18 protein-coding genes are annotated in these 21,623 nt (G+C 33.2%); 4 read left to right on the forward strand and 14 right to left on the reverse strand.

The window, feature by feature from the left end; translation table 11 throughout:
- Positions 1-16: 16 nt before the first annotated feature.
- Positions 17-1,480, reverse strand: a complete 1,464-nt coding sequence (locus tag DW761_RS10595; RefSeq protein ID WP_117518094.1) for a sensor histidine kinase — start codon at positions 1,478-1,480, stop codon at positions 17-19.
- A complete protein-coding gene (locus tag DW761_RS10600) occupies positions 1,467-2,420 on the reverse strand; it encodes a sugar ABC transporter substrate-binding protein (RefSeq protein WP_117518096.1) in 954 nt (317 codons plus the stop codon). The genes DW761_RS10595 and DW761_RS10600 overlap by 14 nt, the downstream gene beginning before the upstream one ends.
- Before the next feature lie 276 nt (positions 2,421-2,696).
- On the opposite strand from DW761_RS10600, the gene DW761_RS10605 reads away from it, so the two are divergent.
- Positions 2,697-3,914: an iron-containing alcohol dehydrogenase gene (locus DW761_RS10605; RefSeq protein ID WP_117453788.1), complete on the forward strand. Its 1,218-nt coding sequence runs from the start codon at positions 2,697-2,699 to the stop codon at positions 3,912-3,914.
- A 47-nt stretch (positions 3,915-3,961) separates the two neighbouring features.
- On the opposite strand, the gene phnX is transcribed toward DW761_RS10605, so the two are convergent.
- The 12 genes from phnX to DW761_RS10665 all read right to left on the reverse strand — a co-directional run bounded on the left by phnX (position 3,962) and on the right by DW761_RS10665 (position 17,901).
- A complete protein-coding gene (phnX, locus tag DW761_RS10610; RefSeq protein ID WP_117518097.1) occupies positions 3,962-4,744 on the reverse strand; it encodes a phosphonoacetaldehyde hydrolase in 783 nt (260 codons plus the stop codon).
- Between the two features lie 7 nt (positions 4,745-4,751).
- A complete protein-coding gene (gene phnW, locus DW761_RS10615) occupies positions 4,752-5,846 on the reverse strand; it encodes a 2-aminoethylphosphonate--pyruvate transaminase (protein ID WP_117518133.1) in 1,095 nt (364 codons plus the stop codon).
- 14 nt (positions 5,847-5,860) lie between these two features.
- Positions 5,861-8,458 carry an ABC transporter permease subunit gene (locus DW761_RS10620; protein WP_117518099.1) on the reverse strand — a complete coding sequence of 866 codons (2,598 nt, stop codon included), beginning with the start codon at positions 8,456-8,458 and terminating at the stop codon, positions 5,861-5,863.
- Positions 8,448-9,203, reverse strand: coding sequence for an ABC transporter ATP-binding protein (locus tag DW761_RS10625; protein WP_117453786.1), 756 nt, complete (start codon positions 9,201-9,203; stop codon positions 8,448-8,450). The genes DW761_RS10620 and DW761_RS10625 overlap by 11 nt, the downstream gene beginning before the upstream one ends.
- Positions 9,204-9,546: 343 nt before the next feature.
- On the reverse strand, positions 9,547-10,491 hold the full coding sequence (locus tag DW761_RS10630; protein ID WP_117518101.1) for a GTP-binding protein: 945 nt from the start codon (positions 10,489-10,491) through the stop codon (positions 9,547-9,549).
- Positions 10,492-10,500: 9 nt separating this feature from the next.
- On the reverse strand, positions 10,501-11,583 hold the full coding sequence (locus tag DW761_RS10635) for a CobW family GTP-binding protein (RefSeq protein ID WP_117518103.1): 1,083 nt from the start codon (positions 11,581-11,583) through the stop codon (positions 10,501-10,503).
- A 261-nt stretch (positions 11,584-11,844) separates the two neighbouring features.
- The gene (locus DW761_RS10640) at positions 11,845-13,113 is read right to left on the reverse strand and encodes a hypothetical protein (RefSeq protein WP_117518105.1); all 1,269 of its coding nucleotides are present in this window, start codon (positions 13,111-13,113) and stop codon (positions 11,845-11,847) included.
- 12 nt (positions 13,114-13,125) lie between these two features.
- Complete coding sequence (locus DW761_RS10645) at positions 13,126-14,322, reverse strand: ABC transporter permease subunit (RefSeq protein ID WP_117518107.1); 1,197 nt, start codon at positions 14,320-14,322, stop codon at positions 13,126-13,128.
- Positions 14,323-14,417: 95 nt separating this feature from the next.
- On the reverse strand, positions 14,418-15,185 hold the full coding sequence (locus tag DW761_RS10650) for an ABC transporter ATP-binding protein (RefSeq protein ID WP_117518109.1): 768 nt from the start codon (positions 15,183-15,185) through the stop codon (positions 14,418-14,420).
- Positions 15,142-15,882 (reverse strand): hypothetical protein, encoded by a 741-nt coding sequence (locus tag DW761_RS10655; protein ID WP_117518111.1) that lies wholly within the window; start codon positions 15,880-15,882, stop codon positions 15,142-15,144. The genes DW761_RS10650 and DW761_RS10655 overlap by 44 nt, the downstream gene beginning before the upstream one ends.
- Positions 15,879-16,397: an RNA polymerase sigma factor gene (locus DW761_RS10660; RefSeq protein WP_117518113.1), complete on the reverse strand. Its 519-nt coding sequence runs from the start codon at positions 16,395-16,397 to the stop codon at positions 15,879-15,881. Before DW761_RS10660 ends, DW761_RS10655 begins: the two co-directional genes overlap by 4 nt.
- Before the next feature lie 106 nt (positions 16,398-16,503).
- Positions 16,504-17,901 (reverse strand): alanine/glycine:cation symporter family protein, encoded by a 1,398-nt coding sequence (locus DW761_RS10665; RefSeq protein ID WP_117518115.1) that lies wholly within the window; start codon positions 17,899-17,901, stop codon positions 16,504-16,506.
- 292 nt (positions 17,902-18,193) lie between these two features.
- Between DW761_RS10665 and DW761_RS10670 the strand changes: the two genes are divergently transcribed.
- The 3 genes from DW761_RS10670 to DW761_RS10680 all read left to right on the forward strand — a co-directional run bounded on the left by DW761_RS10670 (position 18,194) and on the right by DW761_RS10680 (position 21,561).
- A complete protein-coding gene (locus DW761_RS10670) occupies positions 18,194-19,384 on the forward strand; it encodes a VanZ family protein (protein ID WP_233513082.1) in 1,191 nt (396 codons plus the stop codon).
- Between the two features lie 50 nt (positions 19,385-19,434).
- Positions 19,435-20,985: a tetratricopeptide repeat protein gene (locus DW761_RS10675; RefSeq protein ID WP_158553791.1), complete on the forward strand. Its 1,551-nt coding sequence runs from the start codon at positions 19,435-19,437 to the stop codon at positions 20,983-20,985.
- A 99-nt stretch (positions 20,986-21,084) separates the two neighbouring features.
- Complete coding sequence (locus DW761_RS10680; protein ID WP_158553792.1) at positions 21,085-21,561, forward strand: tetratricopeptide repeat protein; 477 nt, start codon at positions 21,085-21,087, stop codon at positions 21,559-21,561.
- Positions 21,562-21,623: the final 62 nt, after the last annotated feature.

Genomic DNA, 21,623 nt, shown 5'->3' on the forward strand with positions numbered 1-21,623 from the left:
CTTTTTCCTTTCTCTTTTATAAATTAGCTGTGTTAATTCTTGCGGTAAAAGAAAAGCCACAATCAATATCACTTTCAATTTGTATTTCAATATGTTCTCTATAAAACATCTCTAAACGTTTGACAACATTGTATAAACCAAGATGATTTTTACCATCATCTTTTTGATAACTGTTTTTGATAAATTCATTTAATTTATCCTGTGACATTCCTTCCCCATTATCAGATACGGATATCGTGATAATCTGATCTTCTTTTGTGATAAAAATTTCTACTTCCCCATCCTGCATCACATTGGATAATCCATGCTTTAAAGAGTTTTCTACAAGTGGTTGTAAAATCATGCCAGGTATTCTGATATCATTAATTTCATCTTCGTGTTCCACATGAACAATAAAATCAATACGATCTCCTAAACGAAGTTTTTGTATATCAATATATGCACGAATTGCCTCTAATTCTTTTCTTAAATCACTGATTTTATTCTGCATATCCAGCCCATATCGAAGTAGCTGACTGGTTTTTAAAATCATATCAGAAGCCGTTTGTGTTTCTCCAATCTCTACTAATCGATTGATCATATTTAATGTATTGAATAAGAAGTGTGGATTGATTTGATTTTGAAGCATTTGTAATTCACTTTGAATTAGCAATTCATCTTTTCTTAAACTTTCGTTTTCCTGTGCCAATAAACGTTTTTCAAGATTGGCTTTCTGACGTTCTGCGTCAAAATTCTTTTGAATCTGATCTGCCATATCATTTAAAGCTAAACATAATTCTTCCATTTCCTGCCCACTATCAGAAATTAAACGTAAATCATATTTTCCCTCTTTTACCTTATTGATATTATGAAGTAATAAATCCAAAGGCTTGCTTAAGGAATTCATAATATGATACATGAAATATAGAACCCAAATGGATAGAATCAACACCAATAAAAAGCTAAAACCTGTTGTCAATGTTTTTAACTGACTCAGCCTCACCTCTTCACTTTGCATAGACTTGGTGATCATTTGATAATAATCACTGCTTGTATTGAAAATCAAACGATAATATTGTTGTAACGTATTATAATTTTCTTCATAATCAGGTTTATCATTGTCAAAATCTCTTGCAATCTTATGGCATAGCTGATCATATTTTTTACTCATATTTTCCAACAAGGAAAATCGCCATGATTCTTGAATATAGGTTTTCTTTTCTAAACTTTTTAAACAATTAGATGCCTGATTATAGGATGTTTCATATTTCTGCATAGCCTGTTCACTATCTGTGTATAAGTAATCTTTGATATGTGTGGATGCTTCTTCCATATTTCCATAATACTCTAACATTAGATTATAAGCTTGAAGCAGATCATTGTATTTTCGTAAAACATTGGAATTGATGGAATTGAATACAAATAAGAAAACTAAGATACAGATAATCAATATAAAGTTGGCGGAATGCATCCGTTTTCTAAAACTTTTACTTTTTTTCATTTAAATCACCTTTATATGTATTCACGTTTTCCTTCGTTACCATCATAAGTGTAGGATAAACAGTAGTACTTTCCGGCTTTTTTCCATGATCCAGATATTCCATCATCAATTTGATACTCTGATATCCATAATCATAAAAAGATGTCACAATACTGCCATCGATATCTCCGTTTTTAATCATCGAAATCGTTGCCGGCATATCATCAACGGCATAAATTAAAATATGTTTACGGATATTCATTTCTTTAGCTGTTTCTGCACATGGTTCTGCGGATTCAGCCGCGAAATTTATCGCAACATTGATATCCGGATATTGACTTAAAACATTTTTCCATTCTCTTTTTGCACGAACGATATCTGATTTAGAATCACTGATATCCACTAATTCATAACCACCCGGATGTTGTTGGAATACGGATTTTATTTGTTCAATCTGTTGTTTTGCGATAGAAAAATCAGATTCTGCGACCTGTATTGCAATCTTTAATTTCTCTTTGGTTCCAAGATGTTTTTCAACATCCTTTAACATCAGTTCTGCCTGTTGTTTAAAATCTTTTCCCATATATGCAAATCGTTCACTATCCGGCTGATCGCTATCAACCAAAATAAGTGGTATCCCATCTTCTTTCGCCTCTTGTATCAAAGATGAATCAATAACTCCTTGTGTAATGATGCCATCTGCCTGTTGTAGAATACCTGTTTCAATTACTTCATTCATTTTTTCGGTATCTATGACATTGGGACCAATCCAATCACAATGGACATGATAAAAATCACAGGCGCTGTTCAATCCTGCTTTCGCTTGTAACCATATCGTATGATCACGTAGTGGTGTGGCAAATAAAAAATAGCGATCATTTTCATTTGCTGCTGGTTCTGTTTTACCATAACAACCTGCCAGCATTAAAATACATAATAAACTTATTAATTTATTTTTCATGCGTTACCCTCATACAATCTTTCGCTGGTATTATAACGGCATTTATGGTATTTGTATAGAATCCCCTATAGACTTCACATAATTTTCACACTTAATAATAAAGCAAAACGATGTATTGATTTATGAATATTCTTTCTTTACTTTTTTCAAACTATATCAAAAATTATGTAAAAAAATTTCTTTAAAAATATTCGTGAAAAATATCACAATGAACTATTTTTGTAGTATAATACTAAATAGTAAGAGGTTACAACAAAATAAGGAGGACATTTAAACATGCAAAGATTTACATTACCTAGAGATTTGTACCATGGCGAAAACGCCCTGGAAGCCTTGAAAACATTAGAAGGAAAGAAAGCTATCGTATGTGTTGGCGGTGGTTCTATGAAACGTTTTGGTTTCTTGGATAAAGTTATTGCTTATCTTGAAGAAGCTGGAATGGAAACAAAATTATTTGAAGGTATTGAACCAGATCCATCCGTAGATACTGTTATGAAAGGTGCTGCTGTGATGGCTGAATTTGAACCAGACTGGATTGTCGCAATCGGTGGAGGTTCTCCAATTGATGCCGCTAAAGCTATGTGGATCAAATATGAATATCCAGAATTAACATTTGAAGATATGTGTAAAGTATTTGGTATTCCTAAATTACGTAAAAAAGCTAAATTCTGTGCAATCTCATCTACAAGTGGTACAGCAACAGAAGTTACAGCTTTCTCAATCATCACAGATTATAAAAAAGGTATTAAATACCCAATTGCTGACTTTGAAATCACACCAGATATCGCTATCGTAGACCCTGCTTTAGCAGAAACAATGCCAGTAAAATTAGTAGCACACACAGGTATGGATGCGATGACACATGCTATTGAAGCTTATGTATCTACAGCAAATATGGAATATACAGATGCTTTGGCAATTCACGCGATTGAATTGATTCAGAAAACATTAGTTAAATCTTACAATAAAGATATGGACTGCCGTCACAAAATGCACGATGCACAATGTTTGGCTGGACAGGCATTCTCTAATGCTTTATTAGGTATCGTTCACTCTATGGCTCACAAAACTGGTGCTGTATTCCAGGATTGTGGTGCACACATTATTCATGGTGCAGCAAATGCTATGTATCTGCCTAAAGTTATCGCATTTAACGCAAAAGATGAAACTGCGAAAAAACGTTATGGTGTCATTGCGGACTACATGCACTTAGGTGGAAATAATGATGATGAAAAAGTTGCATTATTGATTGCTTACTTACGTAAGATGAATGATGATTTAAATATTCCTCACTGTATCGCTCATTATGGTGCTGATGGTTTACCTGCTGAAACAGGATTTGTACCAGAAGAAGTATTCCTTGAAAGAGTAGAAGATATTGCCGCAAATGCAATCTTAGATGCTTGTACAGGAAGTAACCCACGTCAACCATCTCAGGAAGAAATGGTAAAACTACTGAAATGCTGCTACTACGATACAGAAGTAGATTTCTAATATAAAAAAAGTTGTGACAATTAGCAAATCGCTAGTTGTCACATTTTTTAATATGCTTCAATTTTTTTAATCAAAGCCGGCAATTCTCCCATATGTGAAATGACATAAGATGCGCCTGCAGCTTTATATTCTTTTGTTAATTGCTTTTTTCTTTCTGCTTTTTCTGTTTCAGAAAGCTGTTCATATTCTTGCTTTGTTAACCCCATTAAAGAACTTCCTTCCAGAATACCAACACTAATAACACCTGCAGCTGCTCCTTCTTTGATATCAGAAATTGTATCACCAACTTTTATCACCTCAGATACGGATGGTATATGTAAGGCCTTCATGTTCTCAAATATCATATAGGGATATGGACGGCCATAATTATTTACCTGATTAGGTGTAATCCAGAAATCTGGGCTATATCCATTTTCTTTTGCCTTTGATACAACAATTTGCATCATTTCATCTGTATATCCTGTCGTAGAGCCAATACGGATCCCCATATTCCTTAACTCCTGTATTGTTTCTAAAACATATGGTTTGATATCCACAAATTGATCTAATATTTTTAAAAGGCTTAATGTAAACTGGGTATGCATGGCATCAACATCCTTATCTGTTGGCTCTTTTCCATATCGTTTGATCCATTGACTTTTAATTTCAGGCATATCTAACATTGTTTTGATATGATCCCATTTTAATAATCCCATTGGTTTTCTAGTTTCTTCCATAGTGACATGAATGCCATATGATTGAAAGATTTCCATAAATGCCTGTACTGGCGCAAAACATCCATAATCGACAGTTGTCCCTGCCCAATCAAATATAACTGCTGAAATTTTCATATTCTCTCTACCCTTTCCTTTCCATATATTCTTTCATAATCTTTGTTAGTTTTTGTATATCTTCTTCATATATTTCACCAATCACACCAATTCGAAAAGTTTCTTTATCTGTGAGTTTCCCTGGGTATATTGCATATCCACATGCTTTGATGTACTGATACATTTCATGAAAATCAAAGTTTTTTCCTTCGGGGTACAGGAATGTTGCGATAATTGGTCCCTGATTTGCTTTATCCACATATAAAGTAAACCCTAACTGTTCAAAGTTTTGAATAAGTAAATTCATATTATGTTGATAACGTTGATGACGTGCATATACGCCACCTTCCTCTTTTAACTCCTGTATCGCTTTGGAAAACGCCAAAACCACATGGGTAGGTGAAGTATAGCGCCATTTCCCATCTTTTTCCATTGTGACCCATTGATCATATAAATCCAAAGATAAGGTTCTTGCCTGATCTTTACAGTGCTTTAGTTTATCGCGATTTGCGATAATAAAGGAAAAACCTGGTACTCCTTGAATACATTTGTTCGCAGAGCTGATTAGGAAATTAATATACCATTCTTTCATTTTGATATCAATAGCGCCAAAACTTGACATTGCATCTACGATCATAATTTTTTTATATTGATGAGAAAGTTTTCCAATAGAAGCGATATCATTTAATATACCACTGGTTGTTTCACTATGAATCATCGCAATATGTGTAATCTGTGGATTTATCTTTAATACTTCTTCTACTTTTATTGGATCAGGAATTTCATCATAAGCAAAACGCATATGCATACAATCAATATGATGATAACAGCACATTTTATAGATACGTTCTCCATAAGCACCATTGCTTAACAACAACAGACATCCATCTTTTGGTATGACAGTACTGATCACACTTTCTACACCAAAACTCCCTGATCCCTGCATAAGAATCGTCGTATATTCAGTTTCTGACACATGGGCAAAACCTAATAGATCCTTTCGTATATCCTGTGTAATCCGTTTATAATCATCATCCCATGTACAATGATCAATCATCATCGCTTCTTTTACTGTGGCAGTGGTTGTTAATGGTCCTGGGGTTAATAATTTATATGTATTCATCATACTTCTCTCCTTTATTTATTTTGACATTCTTTGAAAAATTTCTGGTGTTCTTTTAAAAGCTCTACACATAACGCCTCATGATATTGTTTAGGATAACGGCTTGCATGATTCAAGTCTGCGGTTTCTCCTTTATATAGTGCAATTGGATAAATCTGTATCAATTCCTTTCTCGCATATGTTTGTATACAATTTGCCATTTCCATTGCCAGCTCCTGATGTTCTTTATCTAATACAGCAATCGATTCACTTAACTGCATATTTCCTTCTATTGGATCAATCACTTCTATTGGCAGATTATTTTCTTTATCCTTCAGTGCTTGATGTCTTAATCCATATGCAATCGCAACTTCTCCAGAACGAAGCTTTTTCACAGGCCCTGACCCACTGGATTCTAAATGCGGTCCAACATTATCTAACAATTTCTGTAATATCTGTTTCCCTTGCGTTTCTCCATATGCTTCAATAATAGATTGCACAAGCAGCCATCCTGTTGAACTGGCATTTATATCTGGTGTCGATATGTATCCTTTATAAATATCCTTTGTTAAATCTTTGATGGAGGCAGGTATTGGAAGATGTTGTTCCCTGATTACTTTTGTATTGATGATGATAGCTCCTTCTAATGCAGTGAGTGGCAACGCATATGATGGGGTTGCATGTATGCTTTGTATAGGAAATGTTATATCCACAAACATGTGATTTTGTTGTTGCACACTATCTATATAATAAGAACTCATGGTAATGATATCTGCCTCAATATCTAAGCCTTCTGCCATCATTTTACCGCCAAGTTCACTTGTAGATATAGATTGCAAAATATATTGATTTTCATAACCATGGGCATCTAATGCATGCTTCATTGCCATCAATGCTTCTTCATCACCATTAGAATAAATAACAATCGCATCCTTCGTTCCAGCATAGGCAAATGTAAATAGCAGAATACATCCACTAATCATTAGAATCACACCTTTTTTTATTTTCATATGCATCTTCTCACAAGGTTGTGATAATAATGAAATTACTTTTGTGACAATAAAATTGGTAAATAGTATCAGTAACGATAAAACAAAGATTTCATCGAATTTCGCAAAGTGCTGAAGCTCTTTGATTTTGGTTGTTAAAACAGCTGTATTTGCGCCGACAATAAAGATCAATGCACTGATGGTAACCATCGCATTCACAAAATAATAGCGAAACATTTCTAACAGTGTTGATTTAGAATTTGGCACAACCACTCTGCGGATCGTCTGAAACCAGCTGTCCCCCATTAACATTCCAGTAGTTTCATACCCTGCATTCATTTTTCCCAATGCACTTTTCGCCATCACATAAGGCGTAGAAAAATAGTGGATGATATTACATATCACGATTAATATAAAAGTGTTTTGTAAGGGTGTTTTCTTCCATGCCAGTAAATATGCAATCCCTAATACCATTCCTGGTATCGTATTGGAAATACTGTGGATTACATCCATGCTTTTCTTCATACAACTAGGCAGTTGACTGCGTATATTTGTTAATGCTGCACTATATGCAATCATGGTTCCAAACAATGCGGTAAGTAATGATACAAATAATGAATTACGATAAATTCCAATCAGGTTTTGGTTAGATAAAGTATCAATTACATGTGATATTGTAAAAGAACACGCATATGGCCATGCATTCATGAACGGAAGTAAGAAGATTACCGCAAAAATACTGAGTATAAACATAGAAATACAAACAGATATCGTAAAACAAAGATAATCTCTGCATTTGTTTTTTGGTAATTCAATCACTGTTGATTTATTGTATTTAATTTGAAATCTTTCAAGATAACGAAGTATAAAAATACTGAATATACTAGGCAGCAACATCATAACAGCAATCAAAGCACCCTGGTGAAAATCTGGTACAGATCCCAACATTTTTTGAAACAACAAGGTTGCGACAACATCATATTCTCCGCCAACGGAGGCTGGTATACCAAAATCGGTAAAGCTTAGAAAAAATGACTGGATAAATGATGCAGCTAAGGTAGGAATCATAGGCATTATGATGGTCATCCATAAGCGTTTTGATTTAGTATCCTGCATAATTCTGGATACAATATCAAATTTTTTATCAATAAATTTCATGGTATTATCCATCAATAAAAATCCAATTGGTAATGTATAAATGATATATCCAATCAATAAGCCACAGAACCCATAAATATCAAATAACTGTACGCCAAATAACTTTGTGAATAAGCCTTGTTTTCCAAATGTATAGATAATCGCAAAGCCATAGGTGATGGTTGGAAGTAACATGGGCATGGTTGCGATATGACGTATTTGCTTTTTCCATACCGATTTCAAATTCGTGAAATGAATCGTATACCCTAATAAAAATGCAAGAATCGTTGTACATAAAGCAGCACATCCAGAAACCATAACACTATTGAAAAATGCTTTCCAAAAAATTTTATCTTGTAGTAAGCCCGCATAATGAGAAAATGTGATTCCCTGCTCATTTTGAAATGATTGTGCAAACAGCAATGCAACTGGTGTAAACAGAAACACTACAAACAATAACATCAGTGTAATGTATATGGCTTTCAATTCTTTTTGTTTATGAAGCATAGGCGTTTTGATATAATGCGTAAATATTATTACGCTTGATTTCCAATTGATTCAAAATAAAATCTTTCACAAATACACATGCTGGTTGATGTAAAATTTCTTGTGGCTTCGCATATTGCGAGATATTTCCATCTTTCATAATCAATACACGATCACTTAAAGTTAAAGCCTCTTCAGGATCATGTGTCACAATAATGGTTGTTAAATGAAATTCCCTGGCAATCGTTTTTATTTTATTTTTAATCGACTCTTTGATCACTCCATCTAAAGCGCTTAATGGTTCATCTAATAATAAGATTTTCGGTTTCATAACCAGTGTTCTCGCAAGTGCCACTCTTTGCTTCTGTCCACCCGACAATTGATCAATTGATTTGTTCAAATGTTCTTTTAGACCTAATAATTCGATTAATTCCTGCACTTCCTCTTCATTTGATAATTCAGGCTTGTTTTTCAAGCCATAAATGATATTCTGATAGGCATTCAAATTGGGAAACAATGCATAGTCCTGAAATACGATATTAAAGCCTCGTTGTTCCATTGCTACATTTGTAATATCTTCATTGTTATATATCAAATGTCCTCCATCAATTTTCGTAATACCTAAAATACAATTTAATAAGGTCGTTTTCCCACTTCCACTTGGTCCAAGTACAGATACAATTTCTCCATCTTGTATATCAAGGGAAATACCATTTAAGATAACGTTTTTTCCATAAACTTTCTTCAGATTTTCTATATGAAGCATTCTCATCTCTCCTTTTCATTCCTTGAAAACAACCACATTATAGAAACATTGGTTTTCAATGACAACGCTTTTAAACAATCGTTAACAATCTTTAACAGATCATTTACATTCATAAATATTTCTGTATTGTTCATTATAAAAGACTATCTTATATTGAAAAAACAGAATTATGAATTTTAAATGAAGGATATCGTTCATATCCAATATTTTAGATATTTATATAAAACAAAAAGATGCATCTTGTGCATCTAATGAATATGAACAAATTTTCATAAAAAAACAGAATCAATTTTGGCTGATCCTGTTTCAATAGAAATTATAATTTTTTTTGAAATAACAAATTTTATGTAAAATATACCAATTCATCTTCCAGTGGTTCCACAGATGTCACATGATCACAATACAGAATTGGAACATCACCTTGATATTCTTCATCATACTCTACCGCAATCTTCGCATGTACCTCTACCCATTCTTTTGGTAAAAGGTCCACTGAATTTTTGTAATGACACAAAAGCCCAATCAAAGATGTATCATCAGCGCAACAAACCATCGCAAATCTTCCAAATACAAAGGCTTCAGGAATATCATCAACATGCGTACTGATGACTTTACCTTTGATGGTAATCATTTTGCCTTCATATTTTGTTGGATGTTCCAAAGCATCCATATACCATAAACCATAATCATCATCCTGAATAACAAGATGATCTGCATTTACATCAAATGGCAATTCATCATCTTTTAAATCATTAATCGTTCCATCTTTTGATTCATAAATGATCTGGGCAGATTTATTGATTGCCTTGATATTGTTTCTTAAATAAAGCTTTTTGGTATTTTCATCACAGCGATTAAAGATGATTGTTTCACTATGTACTAATTGTTCATAAATTAAGGAACGCATATTGTTTAGATATACCTCAAATGTGGAAGCATCCACTGTAGATAAAATCTGAACAAGCAGCCAGTCAAATGGCATTTCTTCATCTAAGAACTTGGTAAAATTCCATGTACCATTGAATTCAATCATGACACGATCTGGTTCTATCAAACTATCGCATTGTTTCATAAATGCATAGCTTAAATCTGTTTCTTTTTCTATAGTAACAATTGAAGCATTGGCTTTTTTCAAGAATTCATCATCGTATTCTTCCATGCCTTCTTCACATACCAATAATAATGTTTTTTCGCCATCATTAAAACCAGGATCCATCAGCGTATCTTTGATTAAAGAGGTTTTCCCACTTTCCAGAAACCCGGTAAATACATAAACAGGTATTGTCATAATATCACCTTATGCGATATGAAACAGCTCTTTTAAAGCTTCTTCGTTTAACTTACTGCCAATCACACAGAATCTTCCAGTGTATGTTGGTGTACCAACACGTATTTCATATTCTTCAGGTACTAAATCAAAATACATCCAATTTCCTTGTGCGTCTGGCAACATACCTTTGGCACGAAGGATAATTCCATATTTCTCAGATTCACTTAGTTCTTTTAAGATGGCATCCAGTTCTTCTTTTGTATATTTCTTAGGTGTTTCCATACCCCAGCTAGTAAATACTTCATCTGCGTGGTGGTGATGGTGGTCATGGTCGTGATGCTCGTGTCCACAACAGCATTCTCCATCATGGTCATGATGATGGTGTTCTTCATGCTCGTGGTGATGCTCATGTTCGCAGCATTCTTCATGATCATGGTCATGGTGATGTTCTTCATCATGATGGTGTCCACATACAGGGCAGATTTCACTTTCTTCCATCAATTCTTTTTCCAATGTATTTTTCTTTTCCATTGCGGCTAAGATTTCTTTACCATCTAATTCATCCCATGGCGTTGTGATAATCGTTGCATTTTCATTATGATGACGCAGTTCATGTACAACTGCTTCTAACTTATCTTCGCTTAGATTCTGTGTACGGCTTAAAATAATCGTACCTGCATATTCAACCTGATTATTGAAGAATTCTCCAAAGTTTTTCATATACATTTTACACTTTTGTGCATCTGCGACGGTTGTGAAGCTGTTTAATTGTATTTCATGGTTATCAATTCCCTGTACTGCTTTGATAACATCACTTAATTTACCAACACCGCTTGGTTCAATTACGATACGATCTGGATGATATTCTTCTAATACTTTGCTTAATGCTTCCGCAAAATCACCAACTAATGAGCAACAGATACAGCCACTGTTCATTTCACGAATTTCAATACCAGCATCTTTTAGAAATCCTCCATCGATTCCAATTTCACCAAATTCATTTTCAATCAAAACGATTTTTTCTTCGTGTAAAACATCCTTGATCAACTTTTTAATCAGTGTTGTTTTACCTGCACCTAAAAATCCTGAGATAATATCAATTTTCGTCATAATTGACAACCTTCTTTCTTATATATTGCGTTTTCCCGCATTTCTTAGTATAGCACTTTATAAATTGTTATTCAATTCATAAGTCTTATCGAATTACAAAAAAATAAGGATGATGAATAGTAAAACAAAAGGTGTCAACCTTCGCTTTAGTTAACACCTTTTTATATATTCTAAGACTTATTTTGTAGAATGCTTTCTTGTAGTAAATGAAATATATTGTTATCCATAAAAAATATTTATGAAGTATTATTTCATAGCTGATTAATTTTTGATCTGTCGATTTTTTGTAATCCTATATAAAATATATCCACTCAGTGGAATTCCTATGATTAATACAATGGAATATAATATTGGTAAACGAAGATTCCAATTGCTTATCTGAATAGAAATGTATTCAGATAAAAATGTATTTGCGGACATCATCTGGGTTGGCAATAACAACATCAATTTATTGAATAATGATAAACCAACATTGCCACAACTATTAATTAGCCAGCCAGTTGTAATCACAAATATAATACCAAGACACAATGTTGGAATTGACTTCAATAGTTGTGAGCTTATGCAAACAAGTAAAGAAAATAGTAAGGTTCCAAAATAGCTTACAATCAAAAGAATACCATAATACTGAATATAATTTAATCCATAAGGTGATATAAAAGAATCACTATAAACACTGACAAGAGCACCATCTAATCCAAACATGAACCAGCATCCTATGATATTTACAATTTGAAAAGTCAACCATGCAATGCTTGCGACAATCCATATCGTTATCATTTTTGACTTGATATATTCATTTTTACCAAACTTGCTTGTTAGAATCAAGGTGTCTGTTTTTCTAGCTTTTTCCCTACCAAACATTCCATAAAAACATATGATGAGAAGTAGACCTAATGTGAAAGGAAGAAACTGTAAATTGCCTATTAAATAATCAAAACCTAAATGATATCCTTGTATATACGGCTTCGACATATGCTTTTGGATGATGGATGTTAAATCCTCTATTTGTTTTTGTGTAAGATAGTTTTCATCCATATGTTTTGTAGCTTTTATGCACTGTTCCAGCATATGTTCTTTATTATAGATTGCCGCATATTTATCAAAAAACAAGCTCATCTGTTGACTATATTTTATATTCTCACTAAATATAAGCCCACTTTCTTGAATATCATATCGCTCCTTATATAATTCTTCGTATCCCATATTAAAATTTTTTGCATTTTCCATCAGACTTTCTTTATCTAAGATATTTTTATCCACAAACCTTTTATATTCTTTAACATATTCATCTTTAAAGTTTTCATCAATGACAGTTTGAGAAAATGTTATAGTTTTGATTCGTTTGATTTCTTCTTGTATATTGTGGAAACTCCCTCTTTCAGCAATACTTAGTGTATAAGGCGAGGCAGTTGTAGCACTTACCGTAAAAATTTGAATTATAAAAATAGATATAACAAACAAAAATGCAATAAGAACACGTTTCAATAAAATATATTTTTTCAATTCCGTTGTAATTAAATTTTTCATTATCTTCACCTTTTATTCTTTCAAACTTTTCCAATCAATCACATAGTCTTGTTGTTTCTTTAATATTAAGCACAGGCTCGCACAAGTTAAATATAATAGACCAGATATTATCGCAAGCCATCTTCCATGGAAATATATACCGGCAATCTTTGTATAATGCACAACAGACAACAAGTAATTACCACCGATAAAATTCGCTGGATAATAATATAGTAATTCTTTGAACATTCCAGCATTATTCAATAATGGAACCATTACAAATAATATTAGGCACAGTATAACTGCTGTACTATTTTTCTTAGTTAGATAAGAAATTGCGATCATGCATGATGCAGTCACTAAACTTCCCAATAAAGAAATGAAGCTTTGTATGAGGGTATATTGTAAAGCGTTGATCATATAAGGACAATGGTTAAATGTAAAATCAATCACATATCCATTTTCACCATGAAAGCCTAAAGTAATCGCAATGAAAAGTATTTGTAATACGATGAAGATAACCCATGATATAATCGTACTAAGAAATGCCGCAATCCATTTTGCATACTTCACTTTTTCCATCTTTTTACATACAAGTTGCAATTCTAAAACACCATCGTTTTGCTCTCTTGTGAAAATCGTAGATAATAACACACTTAAAAAAATAGTAAATGTCCTGATCATGATGGTGATTCCTTTTTGAAGGAAAGCATAACTATTGATTGAGGTAAATTCAAATTTTTGGTAGTTTTCACTTAATTTTGCATAATCTTTATCAATTATAGATACATCAAAATTTGAATCATTCATATGATACATATTTTTGAAAAATGCGATATCATTATCTAACGATTTTTTAAAGTATGAAGCATTATATGCTTCACATAATACCTGAAATTCAGGATTTTGCAGAACTTCATTTCTTATATACGTAAAGTCATCATCAGGTAACTGTTCTATTTTATTTTCTGTTACACCCTGTTCTAATAATTCCTTTTGTGTATATCGATGATTAGGCTGCATAATATAATCGTGATATTCTAATCGTATTTTATGTATCCATGCATCATTTATCTGCCCTTGATATTTTTTATAATATGAAGCTGTTTCACTTGTATTTACAACATGAGCATCTATGATGATCGTACCTATATGAAACAATAGTGTTGCCAATAATACAAACCATACAATTGGTGTTTTCCAAAGTTTCTTTATTTCATATTTTATCATACAGCCTCTTTGAATATCGATAAATATAAATCTTCTAACGATGGTTCTTCCCTTCTCATATCTTCTTTTGCTGGCTGTGATATGATCGCTCTAATTTACATTTTATTTTGTACTGGCATCATTGCTGTTATGATCATTTCCTGGGACATTTTTTCAACTTCTTGTTCCTCACATAAGAATGTATATACATGATTTTGAAGTGGCAATAATAAATTTTCTCTTGTGCCATGTTGGTGTAATTTACCATCTTTCATGATTAAAATATGCTGAGCTAATGTTTCAATATCAGAAACAATATGTGTGGATAAGATAACGATTTTATCATTTGCACAGCGTGCTAAAATGCTTTTGAAATTCGCTCTTTCTTTAGGATCCAGTCCTGCTGTTGGCTCATCTACAATTAATATTTTAGGATCATTTAATAACGCCTGTGCGATTCCCAATCTTTGCTTCATCCCACCAGAAAACGTTTTGATTTTATGCTTTTTTTCTGATGTCAGATTTACCATTTCTAATACCATTTCTACTCTGTCTTTGGCTTCCTTTTTAGAAAAACCTTTTAAAGTTGCGAAATACATTAAGAAATCATATGCATTAAATTGTGGATAATATCCAAAATCCTGTGGCAAATAGCCTAAGATATCACGATAATCTTCATTCATTGTTTGAATCAGGGTACCATCTAAATAAATATGTCCCTGATTAGGTTTTAAGATATCACATAACATACGCATGAGCGTTGATTTTCCACTTCCATTTGGCCCCAGCAATCCATAGATGCCATTGGTAAAGGTATAAGAAAAATCATTCACTGCTGTTTTATGAATGAATATTTTTGTAAGATGCTCCGCTGTTAATTTCATAATTTTTAATCCCCTTCCATAGTCTTTTTATCAAAATACATACACAAATAAAACTGATGATTAAGCAAAAAGTAATTCCATATATTGATGAAATAATGAGTTTTGGCAATATCAAACAAGAAATGAGTAATGAACATCCTGTATAAATTAATATCATTATTTTTACATCATTTATTTTCCACATCAAATATAAGCAAACCGTTAATAATAATGTTAATTGTAGGTTACAGATCATTAAAGCAAATAATCGGATAAATGATAATGGATATATCCTTGAAGTATAAAATGTAATCATGCATACAGAAACTAAAAGCATTGTTGTAAACAAGATCAGACGATAACATAAAATCTGTATCATATTATATTTACATGTTTTTTCGATTTCTGTACATTGATATATCTGGCTACGCATCATTTCTGGAATCATCAATAAAACATTAGATGTCATATATAAAAACATGGTAAAATATATATTAAAAATTTGCTTTTTAACATCATATCCCTGCAACAGAGTGATACAAACACATAATAGTAATAGAAAAATGATATAGAAATAAAACGGTGTGATTTTCCATTGAAGATATACTTGGGCAAATACATTTGTTTTTCTTTTTACTTTAGGTAAATGTTGTATTAAATCTTGCACATGTTTTTCTTCTGCATCTTCAACTTCATAATAAGATAATATATCTTTCATTTCGTTTCCTCCCAAAGATCACGACATCTTTGTAAACCAATGCGTACACGGGTCTTAGCGGTTGATATTGGGATGGATAATATTGTGGATATCTGGCGATAATTTAAGCCCTGATAGTAATACAATATCAAACATTCCCGTTGTTTTTCTGGAATCTTATAAAGCACTTTTCTCATACGATAATAATTTTCATCTTTTTCATGTGTTGGTGCAGCCTGCATCTCAAAAGGATATTCATTTTCTAACAGTATTTCTTTTTTCTTCTTTAAATAATCTATGCCTACATGGTATGCAATGGTATAAAGGTATGCACAAAAATCTTTATAAGGTTGATAATTTGGAAGTGCCTGTACAAGCTTTATAAAGGTATCTTGTGTAAGATCAAGTGCGGTAGCGCTATTTCCACATGTCCTTACAAAATATTTATAAATGGATTGATAATTCAGTTTTATCAATTCTTCCAAAGCTTCCTGATTTCCGTTTTTTGCTTTTAATACTAAAAATCTTTCATTCATATCTATTCCTCACCATCACACTTATTACAACGATTATCTCATAGAAATAGTTTGTTTTTTTGAAAAGAAATTAAAAAACTATGCAAATCGCATAGTTTTCCGTCCCTTATTTTAAATCTTCGTCAAATTCTTCCCAGCATTCACAATTTGGAATACCCAGTTGTTCAGGATGAAATATTGGATCCTTCCCTTCTTTTTTCTGTTTCTGGTAATCTTTTAAAGCGATAAAAGTATATTTTCCAAGCAATAATATCACAATGATATTCATAAGTGCCATAAATCCCATGAGTACATCCGCAAGATCCCATACAAGTGAAAAATCTGCCTGTGCGCCAAAGAAGATCACTAGCAAGGTTACGATACGGAATACAAATAATAAGGTTTTATTATTTTTGATAAATTTTAAGTTTCCTTCTGCATAACAATAATTACCTATTAAAGAACTGAACGCAAATAAGAAAATCGAAATGGTAATAAAATGAATTCCCCATTCACCAAATGCTTTACTTACTGCCATTTGTACATAAGGCATACCAGTCAAGCCATCTTCAATGCCATAATTTAAAAGAATAAATGCTGTTGTCGTACAAACCAGTATGGTATCAATAAATACTGAAATCACCTGTACAAGTCCTTGTTTTACTGGATGGGATACATCCGCAGTTGCTCCGGCATTAGGCGCAGAACCCATACCAGCCTCATTACTGAATAAGCCACGTTTGATTCCATGCATGACACAAGATCCCGCAAAGCCACCAAAGATTGCCTGTACATCAAATGCATTTTGAAAAATCATTTGAAAAATCGAAGGCAGTTGTGAAACATTGGATAATGTAATATAGATACCTAAAATAATATACAAACCAGCCATAATAGGCACAATTGTAGAACTAATGATACCAATACGATGAACACCACCAAAGATAACTGCCGCAGAGGCAATGGTCAATATACAACCAACAAGCAGACCTGCTAAATGCTGATCATCAAAATAATAAGCCAGTGCACTGCTGACATTATAAGATTGAAGGCCATTGAAACCAAAGATAAAACATGCAATCAATAACAACGCAAAGATGATTCCCAAAAAACGACTGCCTAACGCTTTTTCAATATAGTAAGCAGGCCCTCCACGAAACGCTTCTCCATCTCGTTCTTTATAAATCTGTGCAAGTGTGGATTCCACAAAAGCACTGGCAGCACCAACAAATGCCATTACCCACATCCAAAAAATAGCGCCAGCGCCACCTGCCGCAAGTGCAGTCGCAACACCAGCAATATTCCCTGTGCCAACACGACTCGCTGTAGATATCATCAATGCCTGAAAAGAAGAAACGCCATCTTCATTGTGGGCTTTTTCCTTTAATAAGACAATACCTTCTTTCAATAAACGTATCTGTACAAACCTTGTACGTATTGAAAAATATATCCCTGCTGCTGCCAATAATATTAATAAAATATTACTGTATAAAAATTCATTTAACCATGATAATACTTCATGCATAATCATCACTCCTTCTATAGTTTTACGGTTTTAAACGCCGCTATACCAGAAAAAGACATAAAAAAGGCACGTAGCGAAATGCGTGTCTTATCTGATGTAACATAAGCATTTTAACATAAAATAGAAAATTTGTAAAAAAAATCATCAAATTGTATTTAAAAATTGAATTTTTTGATGATTTCTCATTTTATTTCTGTTATTTCCTTTGAAAATTTATAATTTCTATCATTTATCAAACATTTTTGTAAGATTATGAATGCACATTAGATTCCATGATATAATAAACCCATAAATGAAAGGAAATGATCATATGTCACTTTATCTGATACCGATACAAACTGCATTATTTGTATTTCCAATCTTAGCAGTTATCCTGACGATTCCTTATATATTACACCAATATCGTCATTATGGCGCCACCCTGCCACTTCGTATATTAATTGTATTCTCTTTTATTTTTTACTTATTATGCTGTTACTTTTTGGTATCATTACCATTGCCTCCAATTGAAGAAGTTGCCCATTATACAACACCAAAAATGCAGCTGATTCCTTTTGCTTCTTTAAAAGATATCTCCTTAACCACCTCTTTTGTGTGGGATGATCCTACTACATATCTGAGAGCATTAAATGAATTTAGCGTATTACAGGTCTTGTTTAATATTTTTATGACTATACCATTTGGAATCTATCTACATTATTATTTTGAATATTCCTTTAAGAAAACGATGCTGTGCAGCTTTTTATTATCCTTATCTTTTGAATGTCTGCAGTTAAGTGGATTATTCTTTATCTATCCTCGTCCTTATCGATTATTTGATGTAGATGATTTGATAACGAATACACTTGGCGGTGTGATTGGATATGGCTTGACACCAATCGTAGCTCATTTTCTACCAAGCAGAGAAAAACTGGATGAAAGAAGTTATCATAAAGGAATGCGGGTAAGTGCGATGCGCAGAATGTTTGCGTTCGCAATCGATATTATCGTAACTTTAATTCTTTATATTATAATTAGTTTCCTGCTTCCTCTACGCTTTCATTTCTATGGTTATCTTATCATAATACTGCTGCTGTATTTCATTGTACCTTGTCTGAGTAAAGGCAGGACTCTGGGAAAAATGATGGTAAAAATACGATTGGTAAACTTTCAGAATCAGAACGCAAAATGGTATCAGTACCTGCTTCATTTTCTTCCAACATACTTATTGATTCTTCCTTTTCCTTATATTGTTTTGGCATTTATCCTTATTTTTATGAAGGTTGATTCCCCTTTGTTATATGTATGGTATGCTGGATTTGCACTATATCTTGCCATTTATCTATTCTATGTATTTGATGCGATGCTTTCCATGTTTCAACATAAGGAAAATATATATGATAAAATAGGCAAAGTAAAAAATATATCTACCATAAAAGTTAAGCTTTCAAAAGATTATGATCATACAGATTTAGAAAGAGAAGAAAATGAGTGCACATCTTGATTGATGAATGATGTATAATAATAGAAAGACAAAAAGAAATGGGGATATTTATGGAAGAATCAATCAAAGATCAATTTTTAAGAACCTATAGAAGAGAAAGTTCTTTTTTGGATAGCATAAAACAAAAGGCTGTGCTCGGTGATGAAAATGCGATGTATCAGCTTGGCTTATGTTACTATTATGGCAATTATGGGGTACCAAAAAACAATAAAACAGCGTTCGATTGGTTTATCAAAGCCGCAAATCTTGGTCATATGATAGCACAATACTATACAGGGTACTGTTTTGAAAAATCAATTGGTGTTCCTCGCGATGCTGTACAACGTGCAAAATATTATGGATTAGCGGCACAACAAGGTTTTATGAATGCCCAATATGAAATGGGATATCTATATGAATATGGTATTGGAATTGAAAAAGATGAAAAAAAAGCTGCGGAAATGTTTCAACTAGCCAGTGATCAGGGACATCCTCTAGCAGCCTGTAGTCTGGGATATTTCTATGAAAAAGGCCTTGGCGTACCTATAAACTTAACAAAAGCTGTAGAGTATTATCAGCTTGCATCAGATCGTAATGATCCAGGTGGTTTATGTAATTTAGGATACTTTTATGAATATGGAATACATGTGGAAATAGATTTCGATAAAGCTAGAAAGCTATACCAGCGTGCTGCCAAACAAGGGTATGCAAGAGCACAATGCAATCTTGCCCATTTATATGAAAATGGAAAAGGTGTTCCACAAAACTATTCGCTAGCGATGTTCTATTACAAGAAAGCTGCAAAACAAAATTATCCTCGTGCACAGCGCTGCCTGGGGATTTTATATGCAAATGGGCATGGCGTTGAAAAAAACGTTGATAAAGCTTTTGCGTTATACATAAAAGCCGCAGAACAAGGCGATGAAGTTGCACAATGCAATGTTGGCTATTATTATGACAATGGTATTAGTGTGGCTCTTGATCCTGTCAAAGCGAATGAATGGTATGAAAAAAGTGCAAATCAGGGATTTGCTATATCACAATATAATCTTGCATGGAATCTGGAAAGAGGAATCGGTGCCAAACAGGATTATAAAAAAGCATTTGCATTATACGAAAAAGCAGCTAAGCAGGGACATGCATCTGCGAAATTTTGTATTGCTTACGCCTATCATTATGGCCATGGGGTAGAAAAAGATTTACAAAAAGCAATCGTTCTGTATAAAGAATTGGCTGATCAAGATGACGCAGAAGCGTTATGTAATCTAGGATATATTTATGGTAATGATTTAGAAGCAGATGCCATTGATCATGATTTAGCATTTACATATTACGAGAAAGCCGCAAAACTTGGTGATGCTGTCGCATTATGCAATATTGGTGACTGCTATGAAAAAGGCAATGGTGTAACCCAAAATTATAAAAAAGCTGTGGAATATTACAAAATGTCAGCTGATCAAGATGTAGATTCTGCCCAATACAGCTTAGGTTATTGTTATGAAAATGGCTGGGGTGTTGCACAAGATATCAATAAGGCAATCGCTTATTATCGCAAAGCCGCAGACCATGGATATGAAGATGCGATAGATGCTTTAAAGCGCTTAGATAAAAAAGATAAATAATCTTTACAAAATCTAATACAAAGCAGTAACGCTGCTTGAAAATTTCCTGAAACGTGTTATCATAAGGCTATATAAGGATACAGTGAGAGGGGGATGTTTATGGAGCTTGTTATGAGAGATAATTTTTTAAAAACATATAAACGTTCAGGCGCTGATGTTAATCAAATGATTAAAGATGCTAAGCAAGGAAATGTGGAAATCATGTATCAACTAGGGTTATGTTATTACCATGGAATGTATGGTTTCCAAAAAAATAATTACAATGCATCACAATGGTTTATCAAAGCTGCTGATGCTGGTCATATGATGGCACAATATTATGCAGGATATTGTTTTGAAAAAGCAATTGGTGTACAGCGCAATGCGTATTCCTGCGCAAAATATTATAAGCTGGCTGCTGATCAGGGACTGATGAATGCCCAATATGAAATTGGTTATTTATATGAATATGGGATTGGTGTTGAAAAAGATGAAACACAGGCTGCCCAATATTTTGAAAAAGCCACGGACCAGGGACATGGCGCTGCTGCATGTACACTTGGATACTATTATGAAAATGGCATGGGTGTAGAATAGGATATACAAAAAGCCTTTTCCTTATATCAGCTATCCGCTGAAAAGAATGATCCATGCGGACA

It is taken from the genome of Absiella sp. AM29-15, from assembly GCF_003434225.1.
Lineage (GTDB): Bacteria > Bacillota_I > Bacilli_A > Erysipelotrichales > Erysipelotrichaceae > Hoskinsella > Hoskinsella hominis.

Bases quoted from the DNA above. Each gene is read 5' to 3' on its own strand.
- DW761_RS10655 (WP_117518111.1), bottom strand. From the start codon at position 15,882: ATGAAAGATATATTATCTTATTATGAAGTTGAAGATGCAGAAGAAAAA.
- DW761_RS10645 (WP_117518107.1), bottom strand. From the start codon at position 14,322: ATGATAAAATATGAAATAAAGAAACTTTGGAAAACACCAATTGTATGG.
- phnW (WP_117518133.1), bottom strand. From the start codon at position 5,846: ATGAATACATATAAATTATTAACCCCAGGACCATTAACAACCACTGCC.
- DW761_RS10680 (WP_158553792.1), top strand. From the start codon at position 21,085: ATGGAGCTTGTTATGAGAGATAATTTTTTAAAAACATATAAACGTTCA.
- DW761_RS10600 (WP_117518096.1), bottom strand. From the start codon at position 2,420: ATGAAAAATAAATTAATAAGTTTATTATGTATTTTAATGCTGGCAGGT.
- DW761_RS10630 (WP_117518101.1), bottom strand. From the start codon at position 10,491: ATGACAATACCTGTTTATGTATTTACCGGGTTTCTGGAAAGTGGGAAA.
- DW761_RS10625 (WP_117453786.1), bottom strand. From the start codon at position 9,203: ATGCTTCATATAGAAAATCTGAAGAAAGTTTATGGAAAAAACGTTATC.
- DW761_RS10675 (WP_158553791.1), top strand. From the start codon at position 19,435: ATGGAAGAATCAATCAAAGATCAATTTTTAAGAACCTATAGAAGAGAA.
- DW761_RS10660 (WP_117518113.1), bottom strand. From the start codon at position 16,397: ATGAATGAAAGATTTTTAGTATTAAAAGCAAAAAACGGAAATCAGGAA.
- DW761_RS10665 (WP_117518115.1), bottom strand. From the start codon at position 17,901: ATGCATGAAGTATTATCATGGTTAAATGAATTTTTATACAGTAATATT.
- DW761_RS10620 (WP_117518099.1), bottom strand. From the start codon at position 8,458: ATGCTTCATAAACAAAAAGAATTGAAAGCCATATACATTACACTGATG.
- phnX (WP_117518097.1), bottom strand. From the start codon at position 4,744: ATGAAAATTTCAGCAGTTATATTTGATTGGGCAGGGACAACTGTCGAT.
- DW761_RS10605 (WP_117453788.1), top strand. From the start codon at position 2,697: ATGCAAAGATTTACATTACCTAGAGATTTGTACCATGGCGAAAACGCC.
- DW761_RS10670 (WP_233513082.1), top strand. From the start codon at position 18,194: ATGAAAGGAAATGATCATATGTCACTTTATCTGATACCGATACAAACT.
- DW761_RS10595 (WP_117518094.1), bottom strand. From the start codon at position 1,480: ATGAAAAAAAGTAAAAGTTTTAGAAAACGGATGCATTCCGCCAACTTT.
- DW761_RS10635 (WP_117518103.1), bottom strand. From the start codon at position 11,583: ATGACGAAAATTGATATTATCTCAGGATTTTTAGGTGCAGGTAAAACA.
- DW761_RS10640 (WP_117518105.1), bottom strand. From the start codon at position 13,113: ATGAAAAATTTAATTACAACGGAATTGAAAAAATATATTTTATTGAAA.
- DW761_RS10650 (WP_117518109.1), bottom strand. From the start codon at position 15,185: ATGAAATTAACAGCGGAGCATCTTACAAAAATATTCATTCATAAAACA.